Below are 17,397 nucleotides of genomic sequence, written 5' to 3' on the forward strand. Positions count from 1 at the left end.
ACCGGCGGCCGACGAAGTGCACAAATGCCGAAACCGAAAGAATATTCCGCCGTCTAATCGAAGGTCGAAAGTCGCCAAGTTTCTGCTGTTCGGCCATGGATATGGAAACTGTCTCAGCATCCGGCTTTGTACCCGAACGTCGTTCGCGTTATGATTGCCGAGGTCGGGGTGAGAAGGAATGATGACTGCTCCGCGACCGCAGCTCGACCTCGGATCGAACGGAAATACCGAGCCGGACGCGTCGGCCGTGCAGTCGATACCGCTGTCTGCCGGGCAGCGGGGGTTGTGGCTGGCGCAGAAATTGAGTCCGGATGTGCCGATATCCGAGGCGCAGTACGTCGAGTTCCAGGGCGACCTCGACGTCGATCTGCTGCGTAAGACGGCGATTCGAGCCGGCCACGAGTTCCAGTCGGGGTATCTACAACTGGTAGAGACCGAGGGGGAGCCGTCTCAGTTTTACGACCCATCACTGCAGGTGGCGGGACCGGTGATCGATGTGCGTAGTGCACCGGATCCCGTCGCGGCAGGCTTGGAGTGGATGCGCCGGGAGTACACCGCGCCGTTGGATATGACCCGGGACTGGTTGGTCGCCACGGCGATCGTGCGGGTCGGGGATCGGCATTATCTGCTGTATTGCCGGAGCCACCACGTCGCAATGGACGGCTACGGCGCGATGATGATCGTGAATCGGATTGCGGCGCTGTATACGGCGGCGGTGCAGGGCAGCACGGCAGAGCCCAACCGGGCGGCTGATATCCGCGCCCTGTACGAGGCCGACCGCAGCTACCGGGAGTCGAAGCGGTTCACCGACGACCAGACCTATTGGGTGAACAGACTCGCCGGCGTCGGCGAGGAACTCGGCCTGGCTGCCGGGCACGCCCCCGCGTGCGCGGACAGTGTTGTCGCGATCACCGAACTGTCGGCGGAGACGGTGGGGCGGATCGATCATTCGGCGAAAGCGTTGGGCGCGAGCCCGGCCGCGGTGGTGATCGCCGCATTCGGCTGTTACCTGGCCAGGAAAACCGGCCGGGACGAGGTCCTGGTCAACATTCCTGTGTCGGGCCGCACGACCGCCGTGCTGCGGCGGTCCGCGGGGGTGTTCGTCAATATCGCACCGCTTCCGATCGTCCTCGATCCAGGGGACACCGTCGCGACGCTGGCCCTGCGGGTGCAGTCCGATCTGGTGGGTGTGTTGCGGCACCAGAGGTGCGGCCTCGCCGACATCCGCGCCGCCACCGGGACCCGTGCCACACAGCGGCGCTTCGCGGGCCCGGTGGTGAACGTCATGCTTTTCGCCCGGAAGCTCCAGTTCGGGTCGGTGACCGGGGAATTCCACATCCTCAGCTCCGGCCCGGTCGAGGATTTGCTGGTCGATGTGTATCAGACCGGGGATCCGCCGCGGACGATCCTCCAGTTCTTGGCCAATCCCAACCTCTACACCGACCTCGAACTGTCGGCGCACCGCACCGGATTCGTGGAGTTCCTCGACGAGTTCACTGCCGCCACATCGGACACCGAGCTCGGACAGGTCGACCCCGGTAGCGCCGCCGACAGCGCCGGGATCCGCCGCCGCCGCGAGAACCTGGTGTTCTGGCGGGCTGCGCTTGCGCATCTTCCCGAGGAACTTTGCTTGCCGGTGGACAGGCCGCGGCCGGTGGTGATGTCGAATCGGGGCGCCACCGTCGTCCATTCGTTCGGCGCCGGACTGGTTCGGGCATTGGAAGATGTTGCCGGGCAGCATGATTCTTCGTTGTTCACGGTGGTTCATGGTGCGTTGGCGGTGTTGCTCGCCCGGATGAGTGGCAGCGCTGATATTGCGGTTGGTACGCCGGTTGCGGGGCGTGGTGTGGGGGCGCTCGACGACAGGATCGGCAATACGTTGGTGTTGCGGACGGAGATTGATCCGGGCGAGTCATTCGTCGATTTGCTCGGTCGGGTTCGGCGGGTTGATCTGGATGCGTTCGATCATGCCGATGTTCCGTTGGAACAAGCGGTGGACCCGCCATCCCGGTCGCGACACGCCATGTATCAAGTGATGCTGGCCTTCCGGAACCTGGAACCGGTCCAACCGGGACTACTCGACCTCGAACTGCCGGCGCTCGGACTCTCCAGCGAAATATCCTGCTGCGACCTACAATTCATACTCTCGCAGGACCACGACGGCGGTGACTCGACAGCCACGATCGCGTACGCCACCGACTTGTTCGATGAGGCAACGGTCAACTCCCTCACGCAGCGATGGATGCGGATACTCCGATCGGTAGCCACCGACCCGACGATTCCGGTCGGCGCTGTCGAGATGCTCGAGCCTGCCGAGCGAGCCGACCTGTTGTCGCATTCGAGTGCCGCCGCCGTGCCGGTGATGACGTTGCCGGAGCTGTTGGCTGCGGCGGTGGGGCGGAACCCTGATGGTTCGGCGGTCGTGTTCGATGGGCGGCGGTTGAGTTATCGGGAGTTGGACGAGCGTTCGAATCGGTTGGCCCGGTTACTCGTTCGGCGCGGTGTGGGCCCCGAGGACGTGGTTGCGGTGGGTTGTCCGCGTTGTGTGGATTCAGTGGTGGCGGTCTGGGCCGTTGCGAAGTCGGGGGCGGCTTTCGTGCCGGTCGATCCGGGTTATCCGAGGCAGCGGATCGCTCACATGGTGGCCGATTCCGGGGCGGTTGTGGGCGTGACCGTGGCAGCTGTGCGCGCGCAGTTGCCAGATGATATCGATTGGCTGATTTCGGACAACCTCGACGAAGCCTCGGGTGCTCAGCCGATCTCCGACAGGGAACGGACAGCCGTACTTCGCCCGGAGCATCCGGCATACCTGATCTACACCTCGGGCTCCACCGGTGTACCGAAGGGGGTGACAGTGACGCATGCGGGGTTGGCCGCGCTCAGTTGCGAACAGCGGGAATGCTATGGGACAACGGAGGTTTCGCGGACCCTGCATTTCGCATCGCCGAGTTACGACGCCTCGGTCTGGGAGTTGCTGCTTGCGGTAGGCGCCGGGGCGACGATGGTGATCGCCCCGCCCAGCACCTACGGAGGCGCCGAGTTGGCTGATCTGCTGCGCCGCGAGCGAGTGACGCACGCGGTGGTTATGCCGACCGTGTTGATGTCGGTGGATCCGGCCGGGCTCGATGCTCTGCGAGTCGTCGTCGTGGCCGGTGAGGTGTGCCCGCCGGAGCTGGTACAGCGCTGGGCCGGCGATGGTCGTGAGGTCTTCAATGCTTACGGTCCGACCGAGACCACGATCATGACGAACCAAAGCACCCCGCTGATCGTGGGTGGTGCGGTGACGATCGGTGGTCCGATTCGTGGTGTGTCGGAGTGGATTCTGGATTCGCGGTTGGAGCCTGTGCCGGTCGGTGTCGCGGGTGAACTATATGTTGCGGGCAGTTTGCTGGCTCGTGGGTATCGCGCTCGGGCGGGTACGACGGCGGAGCGCTTCGTCGCTTGTCCTTGGGCGCCGGGTGAGCGGATGTACCGGACCGGGGACCTGGCTCGGTGGACGGACGAGGGGGCGGTCGAGTATGTGGGTCGTTCGGATTTTCAGGTGAAGATTCGAGGTCTGCGTATCGAGCCGGGGGAGATCGATTCGGCGCTGATGGCTCATGATGCTGTGGGATATGCGACGACTGTCGGTTGTCGTGGTCATGCGGGGGCGCAGTTGTTGGTTTCGTATGTCGTTGCGGCGCCGGGGTGTTCGATCGATACGGCGGTGCTGGCCGAGGATCTGGGTGATCGGTTGCCGTCGTATATGGTTCCGGCGTCGATCACGGTGCTGGATCGTTTTCCGTTGACGCCGGCGGGGAAGGTGGATCGTCAGGCGCTGCCGAAGCCGGTGTTCGCTGGTGACAGGCCTTTCCGGGCGCCTGGGACGTCGACCGAGCGGATCGTCGCCCGGTGTTTCGCAGATATTCTGGGTGTCGACAGGGTCGGTGTGGACGATTCCTTCTTCGCCCTCGGCGGGGACAGCTTGGTAGCGACGCGGATTGCCGCGCGGCTCGGGGCCGCGCTCGATACCGAGATTCCCGTGCGACTGTTGTTCGAGGCGTCCACGGCCGCGGCACTCGCAGCTCGTGTAGAGCGGGATGCCGGCACGGGGCGCGGCCCGCCGCTGATCGCTGGGCCACGCCCTGCGCTCGTGCCGTTGGCACCGGCCCAGCAACGGATGTGGTTCCTCAATCAGTACGAACCCGGCTCCGGGGCATACAACCTGCCGATCGCCATTCGGCTACGCGGCGAGGTGAACGTCGAGGCCCTGCGATTGGCCATGGTCGACGTGCTGCGCAGGCACGAGTCTTTGCGAACGCGGTACCCGGACCACGATGGAGTACTGATCCAGCTGATCGAACCCGCCGACGACGTCGAACACGAACTGACTCCGGTACCGGTTCTGCCGAGCCAGTTGATCGCAACGGTAACCGAATTCGTCATCGAGGGCTTCGACGTGAGCGCCCAGGTGCCGGTGCGTGCCCGATTGTTCGCTGCGCTCGGCAGCAAGGAACCCGAATACATATTGGCCGTCGTGGTGCATCACATCGCCGCGGATGGCTTCTCGATGACACCCCTGGCTCGCGACGTGACAACTGCGTACACCGCACGGATTCGCGGTGAGGCCCCGTCGTGGACACCATTGCCTGTCCAGTATGCGGACTACGCACTATGGCAACGAGCCTGCCTCGGCTCGCCCGACGACCCGGAATCGTTGTGCGCCCAGCAGATCCGATACTGGGCCGAAACTCTGGACGGAGTTCCCGATGAGCTTCGTCTGCCGATCGACAGGCCGCGGCCGGTGGTGATGTCGAATCGGGGTACCACTGCGAGTTTTTCGTTGCGCGCCGGGATGGTCGGAGAATTGAAAGAGTTTGCGCAGCAACATAGCTCGTCGTTCTTCATGGTGATCCACGGCACGCTGGCGGTCCTGCTCGCCCGGTTGAGCGGTAGCAGCGACATTCCGATCGGCACGCCGATCGCCGGGCGTGGTGCAGCCGCGCTGGACGACGTGATCGGCATGTTCGTCAACACCCTGGTATTACGGACATTCATCGATCTCGATGAACCGTTCACCGATCTGCTCGACCGGATCAGGCAGGTCGACCTGGACGCCTTCGGGCATGCCGCTGTTCCGTTCGAGCAGTTGGTGGACCACCTTGCTCCGCAGCGTTCTCAGGCCCGGCACCCGTTGTTCCAGGTGCTTCTGGCATTCCAGAATCTGGAACAGGTGAAGCTCGAGCTGCCCGGTCTCGCGGTGTCGGTGGTCGATCTGCCTACCGAGGTGTCTCGCTTCGACCTGCAGTTCGTGCTGTCGGACAACCATGACAGCGGCGATATCACGGTAGCGGTCACCTACGCCACGGATTTGTTCGACGCGACGACCATCGATTCTCTTGTGCACCGGTGGATCCGGGTACTGGAGTCGGTTGCCGCCGATCCCATGGTTCCGGTCGGGACGATCGAGATACTCGAGCCCGCCGAACGAGCCGATCTGCTGACACGTTCCGGTGCGCCGACAATGGCGCCCACCCCCCTGGCCGACCTGCTGAGGACGGCGGCCGCGCAGGATCCCGACGCGACGGCGATCGTGTTCGACGGGCAACAGCTGAGCTACCGAGAGCTGGACGAGCGTTCGAACCGATTGGCGCGCCTGCTCATCCGACGAGGTATCGGCCCGGAAGACATCGTCGCGATCGGTATGCCGCGCTCTGTGGATTCGGTCCTCGCGGTATGGGCGGTCACCAAATCGGGAGCTGCTTACCTGCCGATCGACCCGACCTACCCCACCGAACGCATCACCTACATGATGATCGATTCGAAGGCAGCCATCGGCCTGACCATGGCATCGGTGCGCTCACAACTACCCGATGACATCGACTGGCTGACACCCGACGACATCGACGAGGCCTGCAGTGCCCAGCCGATCTCCGATCCCGAACGCACAACCGTGCTACGGCCGCAGCACCCGGCCTACCTGATCTACACCTCGGGTTCCACGGGGGTGCCGAAGGGTGTGACCGTGACGCACGGCGGGTTGGCCGCGCTCGATGCCGAACAGCGGGAACGCTATGCGATGACCGCGGACTCGCGGACCCTGCATTTCGCGTCACCGAGCTTCGATGCGTCGGTCTCGGAGTTGCTGCTCGCAGCGGGTCCCGGCGCCACGATGGTGATCACCGCGCCCGGCACCTACGGCGGCGCGGAGCTGGCCGAGTTGCTGCGCCGCGAGCGGGTGACCCACGCGGTGATCACACCGGCGGCCCTGAGTTCGGTGGATCCGGACGGACTCGACAATCTGCGGCTCGTCCTTTCCGCCGGTGATGCTTGCCCGCCGGAGCTGGTGCGCCGCTGGGCGAGCGACGGTCGTGAGTTCTGCAATGTCTACGGTCCGACCGAGGCCACGATCGTGACGAACCACAGCGCTCCGTTGGCGGCGGGTGAGCCGGTGACGATCGGTGGCCCGATTCGCGGTGTCTCGGAATGGGTGCTGGATCAGCGGCTGCAGCCCGTGCCGGTCGGTGTGGCGGGTGAGTTGTATATTGCCGGTCCGCTGTTGGCCCGCGGATACCATCGCCGGGCGGGCCTGACGGCCGAGCGTTTCGTAGCCTGTCCTTGGCTACCCGGTGGACGGATGTACCGCACCGGGGACAGGGTCCGGTGGACGGCCGACCGAGCGATCCAGCATCTCGGCCGCACCGACTTCCAGGTGAAAATTCGGGGCCTGCGCATAGAACTCGGCGAGATCGATGCGGCACTCACTGCCCACGAGACCGTCGGGTTCGCCACCACCATCGGCCACCGCAACGACTCTGGGGCCGAGTCGCTGGTTTCGTATGTCGTTGCCGCGCCCGATCACTCGATCGATACCGCCACGCTGACCGAACATCTGACCGCCCGGTTACCGTCCTACATGGTCCCGTCCTCGATCATGGTGCTGGACCGCGTTCCGTTGACACCGACGAACAAACTGGACCGCAAGGCGCTGCCAGATCCGGTATTCACCGACAACAAGGCGTTCCGAGCGCCTGAGACAGCGATGGAACACACGATCGCTCGAGTGTTCACCGATGTACTTGGCATCGACACGATCGGTCTCGACGACTCGTTCTTCGCCCTCGGCGGTGACAGCATCATGTCGATCCAATTGGTGACACGGGCCAGGGCGGCGGGTGTCGTGTTCTCCCCCCGCGATGTGTTCGAGCGTAAGACGGTCGCCGGGCTGGCCCAGGTCGGCGCCCGTGACGGCGCTGCGGCGAGCGCTCCTCCGACGGAACTGCCCGGCGCGGGTGTGGGGCCGATATCGCTGACGCCGATCATGCGATGGCTGCTCGAGCGGGCGAAGCCGGGGTTCGGCCGCTTGTCGCAGGCAATGGTTCTGGGTCTGCCCGCGGGGATCGACCGACAAGGACTGACCGACACGGTGCAGGCGGTACTCGATCGGCACGACATGCTGCGCGCGCGGTTGCGCCCGGGCGAGGACGGGAGCTGGACGTGGGAGGTGCTGCCGGTCGCAACGATTCGGGCCGACGACGTCATCCAGCGTGTGGCGCTGAAGGGGAGGCCGGGAAGCGTCGAGTTCCGTGCGTTGGTGGCGGCGGAGTTGGATACCGCAGCGGACCGGCTCGATCCGGGTGCGGGGATCGTGATGCAGGTGGTCTGGTTCGACCCGGTTGATACGGCAGAGCCGGGCAGGGTACTGATGCTGGTGCACCATTCGGTGATCGATGGGGTTTCCTGGCGCGTGCTGGTACCGGACCTCGCGTTCGCCTGGATGCGGATCGAGTCCGGCGAGCCACCCGATCTGGCCCCGGTCGGGACGTCGATGCGCAGGTGGGCGCGCGGGCTGGTCGAGGCAGCCCAACGCCGGGAGCGGGTCGCCGAGCTCGAATTGTGGCAGGCGATGACTGTCGGTGACGACCCGGTGATCGGGTCCCGGCCCCTGGACCCCGTGACCGACGTGGCTGCCACCACCCGCACCGTCGAGGTCGAAGTGTCCCCCGAGGTGACCGAGGCGCTGTTGACCGATGTGCCCGCGGCGTTCCACGGCAGTGTCGCTGACGGGCTGCTGGCCGCACTGGCAGTGGCCGTGACGAGGTGGCGGCGTGGGTTCGAGACGGAGGCATCCGGTGGTTCGCTCGCAGACGTGGTGATCGGTCTCGAAGGGCACGGCCGTGAGGATGGTGCCTTGCCGGGCGCGGATCTCACCCGGACGGTGGGCTGGTTCACCACGAGTTTTCCTGTGCACCTGGACCTTTCGGGCATCGATCTCGACGACGCATGTGTGGGTGGGCCGGCTTTGGGTGCGGCGGTCAAGTCGGTCAAGGAGCAACTTCTGGTTGTTCCGGACCACGGGATCGGCTACGGCTTGTTGCGCTATCTCAATGAGGACACCGCACCGATTCTCGGGAGTCTGCCGGTGCCGAAGATCGGGTTCAACTACCTCGGCCGTGCGCCGGGGATTCCCGACGGGATGGCGGCGGTCGGATGGATGCCGGTGGACGGTGGTGGTGACCTCGGCGGTGGCGAGCTCGCCGGTGCGCGGGATCCGAATATGCCGGTGTCCGCGGTACTCGACATCAATGCCCTCACCCTCGACGACGGTGACCGACCACGGTTGCGGGCGACCTGGTCGTATCCCGCCGGGGTCCTCACCGACGTCCAGGTGCGTGAGGTGGCGGAGTCGTGGTGTCGGGTATTGACCGCGTTGGCGGCACATACCCATCGTTCCGGATCCGGAGGCCGGACGCCCTCGGATCTGGATCTGGTCCGACTCGGGCAGTCCGAGATCGAGCGACTCGAGGACAGGTATCCGGCGTTGAGCGACATCTGGCCGTTGACTCCGTTGCAGAAGGGGTTGTTGTTCCATGCGCTGGTGTCCGAGGAGGCTGTGGACGCCTACGTGATGCAGCTGGTCCTCGAGTTGCGCGGGTACGTCGATCCGAAGCGGCTGCGCCGAGTCGCGCAGATGCTTCTCGACCGGCATGCGAATTTGCGCACCGCCTTCGACGCGGACATCGGCGCCGAGCCGGTGCAGGTGGTCCTCGAACACGTCGGGACTCCGTTGGCGGAGCTCGACCTGTCCGAGCTGGACGACGGCGCACGCAATCGCGAGTGGGATCGACTGATGGCAGCGGACCGCGCGACCCGGCTCGACCCGGCTCACGCGCCGCTGCTGCGCTGGATGCTGGTCACCATGGGGCCGGAGCACTACCGGCTGGTGCTGACCAACCATCATCTGCTGCTCGACGGCTGGTCGACGCCGCTGCTGCTGAAGGAGTTGCTGGTGCTCTACGCCACCGACGGCGACACCTCGATCCTGCCTCGTGTTCGCCCCTACCGGGACTTCCTGGCGTGGATCGCCGGGCAGGACCCGGCTGCGTCGCTGGATGCCTGGGCCCGCGCGTTCGACGGCGCCGACGAGCCGACCCTGGTGGCTCCGGGCGATCCCGGCCGTCGATATTCCGAATCACGTGAGTTGGCAGGCGAACTGACCGAGGCGCAGACCACGGCGCTGACCGGCCTCGCGCGGTCCCGTGGAGTCACCCTCAACACCGTGCTCCAGATGGCGTGGGCGATCGTGTTGGGCGGGTTGACCTCCCGAGCGGATGTGACGTTCGGTACTACGGTCTCCGGGCGGTCTCCGCAGCTCGCGGGCGTCGAATCGATGATCGGGCTGTTCATCGACACGCTGCCGGTGCGCGTCCGGCTCGACACCACCGAGAGCCTGGGGCAACTGCTCGACCGAATCCAGGCGGAGCAGGTCACACTGCTCGATCACCAGCTCGTGGGTCTGACCGACATCCAACGGGTGGCCGGGCAGGGTGCGGTGTTCGACACGATGATGGTGTTCGAGTCCTACCCGGTGGATCGTGGCGGGCTGACCGCAGACACCGATATCGCCGGGATGCGGCTGATCGACGTGACCGGGATCGACGCCGTGCACTATCCGCTGGGAGTGGTTGCCCATATCGACACGCGACTGCGCCTCAAAATTATGTACCTGCCCGAACTCTTCGACCACGACACGATGGAGGCAACCCTGCAGCGGGTCCTGCGAGTGATCCGCGTCGTGACCGCCGACCCTGATCTGCCGCTGGCCCGGCTGAATCTGCTCTCCACGGCGGAATACCGGGAGTTGACGCCGGTGTCGGGTGATCCGGCCGTACCGGGGCGAGTCCTGCCGGAGTTGTTGACCGCGGCGGTGCAAAGGAATCCAGGGGCGGTCGCGGTGGTATGCGGGGATCGCCGGTGGACCTACGGCGAGCTGGATGCCGAGTCGAATCGGCTGGCACGACTCCTGATCGGTCGGGGTGCGGGACCGGAAACAACCGTTGCGGTGGGGCTGGCGCGGTCGATCGAGTCGGTACTGGCGGTATGGGCGCTGGCCAAGTCGGGGGCAGCGTTCGTACCGATCGACCCCACCTACCCCGACGACCGGATCATGTTCATGCTGACCGATTCCGGCACCCGGATCGGTATCACGGTATCGACGGTAGCGGCAGCGCTGCCCGGCACGATCGACTGGCTGATACTCGACGCCCCCGAGCTTCGAGCCGATCTCGCCACCACCTCCGCGGCGGCCATCACGCCGGCTGAACGAAAAGTACCGCTGCATGTGGCCCACCCGGTGTACGTCATGTACACCTCCGGATCCACCGGGCGGCCCAAAGGCGTGATCGTCACCCACACCGGACTGGCGAACTTCGCTGCCGAGCAACGTGACCGGTACGCGGTGGGGCCGTCGGCGCGGATCCTGCACCTCGCCTCACCGAGCTTCGACGCGGCCGTGCTCGAACAGTTGATGGCGATCGAGGCCACGGCGACACTGGTGATCGCGCCGACAACTATATACGGCGGAGAAGAGCTGCGGCGCTTGGTGATCGAGCAGCGGGTGTCGCACGCCTTCATCACCCCGTCGGCGCTGGGGTCGGTCGACCCGACAGGCCTGGATGGCCTGCGGGTGCTCGTCGTCGGCGGAGAAGCCTGCCCGCCGGGACTGGTCGTCCGGTGGGCGCCGGGCCGAGCGTTCCACAACGGATATGGCCCGACCGAGACCACCATCATGACGAATATCAGTGCGGCGCTGGACCCGTCGGCGGCGGTGACGGTTGGCGGGCCGATCCGCGGCGTCGGTGAGGTTGTGCTCGACGCGTGCTTGCGGCCGGTACCGGTCGGGGTTGTGGGTGAGTTGTATCTCGCGGGTCCGGGTCTGGCTCGCGGTTACCACAACCGGATGGATCTGACAGCGTCGCGGTTCGTCGCCGATCCGTTCGCAGCCCCGGGACAACGCATGTATCGGACCGGGGACCTGGTGCGCTGGCGGCGGCAACCGGAAGGGGACCTGGTCCTGGACTATGTGGGCCGCTCGGATTTCCAGGTCGAGATTCGTGGTTTCCGCATCGAGCTCGGCGAGGTCGAATCGGCTCTGGTCGCCTGCCCGGGTGTGGCCCGCGCGGTAGCGACCGTGGACCGAGGCCCGGGCACCGGCGAGCGGTTGATCGGGTACGTGGTGCCCGAGTCCGGCGCCGACCTGGACCCGGCTGCCGTCCTCGCAGTCGCGGCGCAGCGGTTGGCCCCGCATATGGTGCCCGCGACCGTGGTGATGCTGGACGAGCTGCCGATGACGAAGAACGGCAAACTCGACCGTGCCGCACTGCCAGAGCCCGAATTCCACAGGAGCGGAGCCGGATTCCGGGCACCGGTCACCGACGTGGAGTCGACGCTGGCGGGACTGTTCGCCGAGGTACTGGGTGTCGACACGGTCGGCCTCGATGATTCGTTCTTCGCTCTCGGCGGTGACAGTATTGTGTCGATCCAGCTGGTGACCTACGCCAAGGCGGCGGGTCTGGTGTTCTCCGTGCGTGATGTGTTCGAGTGTAAAACGGTCGCCGGGCTGGCCCGGATCGCCGTGCACGACAGCGCCGCGGCGACCGCCCTTCCGTCGGAATTGCCCGGCGGGGGTGTGGGTCCGATGCCGGCGACGCCGATCATGTGCTGGTTGTTCGAGCGCGGCGGATTCGACTGCTTCTGCCAGTGGGTGATGCTCACTCTGCCGACCGGCATCGACATCGCCGGAATCAGCGCCACCGTGCAAGCGGTGATCGATCACCACGACATGCTGCGGGCCCGATTGCTCCCCGACTCCGAGTATCCATCGGGTTGGGCATTGCAGGTACCCCCGGCCGGGGTATCCGCTGCCGGGCTGATCCGGCGCGCGTCGGTGGATGCGGCACCGGACAGCAGCGCGTTCGCCGCGATTGTCGACGCGGAGGCGAATGCGGCCGCCGAGCGCCTCGACCCCGGGGCGGGAGTCATGCTCCAGATGGTGTGGTTCGACTCGCCCGGACAGCCGGGGCGGCTGCTCGTCGTCGTACACCATCTGGTCACCGACGGCGTGTCGTGGCGGATCCTCGTGCCCGACCTCGCTGTGGCATGGGCCCAGGTGAGTGCCGGGCAACCGCCGCGGCTCGCGCCGGTCGGTACGTCGATGCGACGCTGGGCGCACGGCCTGGACACCGCCGCGGGGAACCTCGATGAACTCGACTGGTGGCGGTCCACGCTCAGCGCTGCTGATCCGGCGATCGGGGCCCGCCCTCTCGACCCGGTCGTGGACGTGCAGGGCACTCTCGCCACTGTCGAGGTGCGGCTACCTACCGCGGTGACCCGCTCTGTACTCACCACACTGCCTGGGGCGTTCCACGGCAACGTGGACGATGCCCTCGTCGCCGGGCTCGCGCTGGCGTTGACGCGATGGCAGCGGCGCCACGGCAACATGGTCACCGAGACACTGCTCACCCTCGAAAGCCACGGTCGCCACGACACGGTGCTCCCGGGTGCCGATCTCACCCGCACCGTCGGATGGTTCACCACCACCTACCCGGTGCGGCTCGACCTGGCCGACATCGACATCGACGACGCGTTCGCCGCTGGGGCTGCCGCCGGAGCGGTCATCAAATCGATCAAGGAACAACTCCGCCAGGTTCCCGACCACGGGATCGGCTATGGGCTGCTGCGCTACCTCAACGCCGATACCGCCCGCATTCTGGGTGCCCTGCCCGACCCGCAGGTGAGCTTCAACTATCTGGGCCGGTTCGACGCCATTCCGGAAGCGTTGCGCGACAGCGAGTGGATGCCCGCCGAAGGCGACTCCAACCGCGGCGGTGTGCAGAATCCCGACGCGGCCATAGCAGCTCTGCTGGCCGTCAACGCGGTCACCGTGGACACGCCGGACGGGCCGGCTCTGACCGCGACCTGGGACTATCCGGCCGGCCTGCTCACTTCCGCCGAGGTCACCGACCTCGCGGACCTGTGGCGCGACGCAGTGACGGCTCTCGCCGCTCACGCGTCCCGGCCTGGGGCCGGGGGCCTGACGCCCTCCGACATCGGCCTGGTCGACCTCGACCAGGCCGCGATCAACCGGCTCGAGGCCCAGCATCCGGCACTGGACGATATCTGGCCGCTCACACCGCTACAGGCGGGCCTGTTGTTCCACGCCCAGCTCGCCGCCGACGCCCACGACAGCTACATCGTGCAACTCTGTATCGAACTCGGCGGGCGCGTCGACGCGGACCGGTTACGCCGTGCGGTGCAGACGCTCGTCGCACGGCACCCGAACCTGCGGACCGCGTTCGTGCGCGACGGCGCCAGCGATCCGGTTCAGGTGGTAAATCGGCATGTCGAAGTGCCGTTCACCCAGATCGACCTGGCCGAGTGCTCCGACACCGCGGCCGCGCTCGATCGGCTCATGGACAACGACCGCCACTTCGACATGACCGCGGCGCCGCTGCTGCGACTGGCACTTGTTGCCACCGGCCCCCAGCGGTACCAGTTGGTATTGACCATTCATCACATCCTGATCGACGGTTGGTCCACGCCACTGCTGATCCGGGAACTGCTGACCCTCTACGCGACCGACAGCGACCCCACAGTGCTGCCATCAGTGCGTCCCTACCGCGACTACCTGATGTGGCTCGAGGCCCAGGATCAGGACGCGGCGGAAACCGCGTGGGCGCGGACACTCGAGGGCGTCACCGAGCCGACTCTGCTGGCGCCCGAAGCCCGCGGCCGCCGGCAGTCCGCTGCCGCGCGTGAGGTCCAGGTGCGGTTGAGCGAACACCGCACCGCGGCCCTGGTCGCCGTGGCCCACCAGCAAGAGACCACCCTCAACACCGTCGTCCAAGCCGCCTGGGCGATCGTGCTCGCGAGCGCGATCGCCCGCGAAGATGTGGTCTTCGGCACCACAGTCTCCGGGCGGCCGCCAAAGATCCCCGGTATCGAATCGATGATCGGGCTGTTCATCAACACGGTGCCCGTGCGGGTCCGGCTCGACCACCGCGAAAACCTCGCCCAGCTGCTACGGCGAATACACACCGAGCAAGGCGCGATGCTCGACCATCACCACCTCGGACTCGCCCGCATCCAACAGGTGGCCGGTCCCGCCGCGATATTCGACACCGCAACCGTGTTCGAGTCCTACCCGATCGACTCGGCCGGGCTGTCCGAAGACACCGATATCGCCGGAATGCGCGTCCTGGACGTGCACGGCCGTGACGCGGCGCACTTTCCGCTCGGCCTGATGGTCCAGCACGACACCCGGCTGCACCTGACTTTCAAATACCTGCCCGAACTGTTCACACGGCACCAGATCGACGCCATCGCCGACCGGGTGCTGCGAGTGCTCGACACCCTGGCCACACATATCGAACTCCCCCTCAACCGGCTACAGCTGCTATCGCCGGTCGAGCGAGCAGCGCTGGTACCCGTTCACGGTCCTCCTGGCGAGGCGATGTCGGTGTTGCCGCAGGTGTTGACGGCCGCGATGACGCTGGACACCGAAGCGGTGGTATGCAGCGGCACACGACTGTCCTACCGCGAACTCGATGAAACCTCGAACCGGTGGGCGCGGGTACTGATCAATGCCGGGATAGGGCCGGAATCGTTCGTGGTCGTGGCGTTGCCGCGCTCCATCGAGGCTGTGCTCGCCGTATGGGCGGTCGCCAAGACCGGCGGCGCGTTCGTTCAAATCGACCCCGCCCATCCGCACGACCGGATCACCAGCATTCTGACCGATTCCGGCGCCGCCGTCGGGCTGACCCTCGGGGCCCACCGAAACCAGCTACCGGACACCACCAGATGGCTCGTCCTCGACGACCCCTCTTTCGCCTCGGCGACAGCGTCGGCGTCCCCTGCCGCGGTCACCGACCCCGAACGAACAACCACGCTACGACCGCAGCACCCCGCTTACCTGATCTACACCTCGGGCTCCACCGGGACCCCCAAAGGGGTCGTGGTCACCCACACCGGGATAGCGAACCTGGCCGCCGACACGCGGGAACGGTTCGGCCTCACCCCGACCTCCCGAATGCTGGCGGCTGCCTCGGTGAGCTTCGACGTCTCGATCCTCGAATGGCTCGGCGCCGCCGCCGCCGGAGCCACCCTGATCCTCGCTCCACCACCGGTGGCCGCCGGCCCCGAACTGGCCGGGGTGATCAACACCGAACGCGTCACCCATGCCGCGATGACCCCGACAGTGCTTGCATCAATGCACCCCGACGGACTCGTCGACACCCTCGGCACCCTGGTCATCGGCGGCGAGACCTGCCCACCGGACCTGGCGAACCTATGGACACCGGGCCGCACAGTGATCAGCTGCTACGGGGCTACCGAAACCACGATCACGAGCTGCGCCGACGCTCCCTCGACCACGAGCACAGACAGCCCGATGGCGATCGGCAGCCCGGTACGCGGATTCACCGCCGTCGTACTCGACCGCAGACTGCGCCCCGTCCCACCCGGGGTAGTCGGCGAACTGTATCTGTCCGGACCAGGCCTGGCCCGCGGCTACCACAAGCAACCTGCAACGACAGCAGCCCGATTCATCCCCGACCCGTACGGGCCGGCCGGGACGCGCATGTATCGCACCGGCGACCTGGTCGCGTGGACCGCCGACCGAACATTGCACTACCAGGGCCGCAGCGACCGACAACTCGAGATCCAGGGCAACCGCGTCGAACCCGGGGAGATCGAGAGCGCGCTGCGCAGCTGCCCGGATATCACCCACGCAGCCGTCACAGTCCATGCCCAACCCAACGGAACCAACCAACTCATCGGCTACGTCGTACCCACCCCCCAGACCACACCCGACACCACCGCACTGATCACCCGCCTCGCACACCGACTACCCACCCACATGATCCCGTCCTCGATCATGGTGCTGGACCGGATCCCCCGCACCACCACCGGCAAACTCGACTACAAAGCCCTGCCCCCACCCGACCAGCGCCCCTCCCGCTTCCGGTCACCGTCCACGCCACTCGAGGCCACCGTCTGCGACGCCTTCGCTCAAACCCTCGACATCGATCGAGCCGGTGTCGACGACGGCTTCTTCACCCTCGGCGGCAACTCGCTGGCCGCTACCGAACTGGTGGCGCGGCTGGCGGAATCGACCGGTGTCGACGTGCCGGTTCAGTGGATCTTCACCGACCCGACGCCGCAGTTACTGGCCCACCGCATCGACACCCGCCAGCACATCATCGACGAACAAGACCCCGGCGAAGCACTCTCGGTCATGCTCCCGCTGCGCGCCGCCGGAACCGGCCCGCCACTGTTCTGCGTCCATCCAGCCATCGGATTGGCCTGGGGTTTCAGCGGACTCGTGCAGCACCTCGACCCCGAACGTCCCGTCCGAGGGCTGCAGTCCCCGGCGTTCACCGAGCCCACCGCACGGTACGAAACGCTCGACCGACTCGCCGCCCGTTACGTGCGGGAGATCCGGGCCGTCCAACCGCACGGCCCCTACCACTTGCTCGGCTACTCACTCGGCGGCACCATCGCCCACGCGATCGCCGTCCAACTCCGCAGCGACGGCGACCCTGTCGCCACCCTGGCCATGATGGACACCCGCGTCGTCACCGCCCGCAGCGTGCGCGCTCCCACACCGAGCATCGGGAACATGCTCGCCGAGTTCGGCGGCCTCGCCGTACCTCAGGACCCCGCCGACCTCACCATCGAGGCCGCAATCGAGTTGCTGCATCGCCAAGGCGGGCTCCTCACGGCCGTGACCCCCGAACATCTCGTGATCCTGCGTGAGGACTACACCCGACTGGTCGACCTCGCCTGGAACCACCGGCCGGCACTCTTCGACGGTGACCTGATCTACTTCAACGCCGCCGACCACACGGACGACGACCCCTGTCCGGCGCTCGCATGGAACGACCACATCACCGGCAATATCACCGAACACGACATTCCCACTCGGCACGAACGGATGACCGAACCCGACGCGCTCCGCGCAATTGGACTGGTCCTCACAGAGCACTTCCGATCGACCCTCACCACCTAGCCGGACCGAATCGTCGAGCAGTGCCCCGAGGCGGGGCTCCCAGCAACATCGTCGACAGAACCAGCCAACCG

Annotated in this window: 1 protein-coding gene; it reads left to right on the forward strand. The window is 66.4% G+C overall.

The features are described 5' to 3' along the window. The first annotated feature begins 181 nt into the window (after positions 1-181). Positions 182-17,326 carry an amino acid adenylation domain-containing protein gene (locus tag ACFVAV_RS18235; protein WP_379036100.1) on the forward strand — a complete coding sequence of 5,715 codons (17,145 nt, stop codon included), beginning with the start codon at positions 182-184 and terminating at the stop codon, positions 17,324-17,326. The last annotated feature ends 71 nt before the right edge of the window (positions 17,327-17,397 follow it).

This window comes from Nocardia sp. NPDC057663 (assembly GCF_042799895.1).
Classification (GTDB): Bacteria; Actinomycetota; Actinomycetes; order Mycobacteriales; family Mycobacteriaceae; genus Nocardia.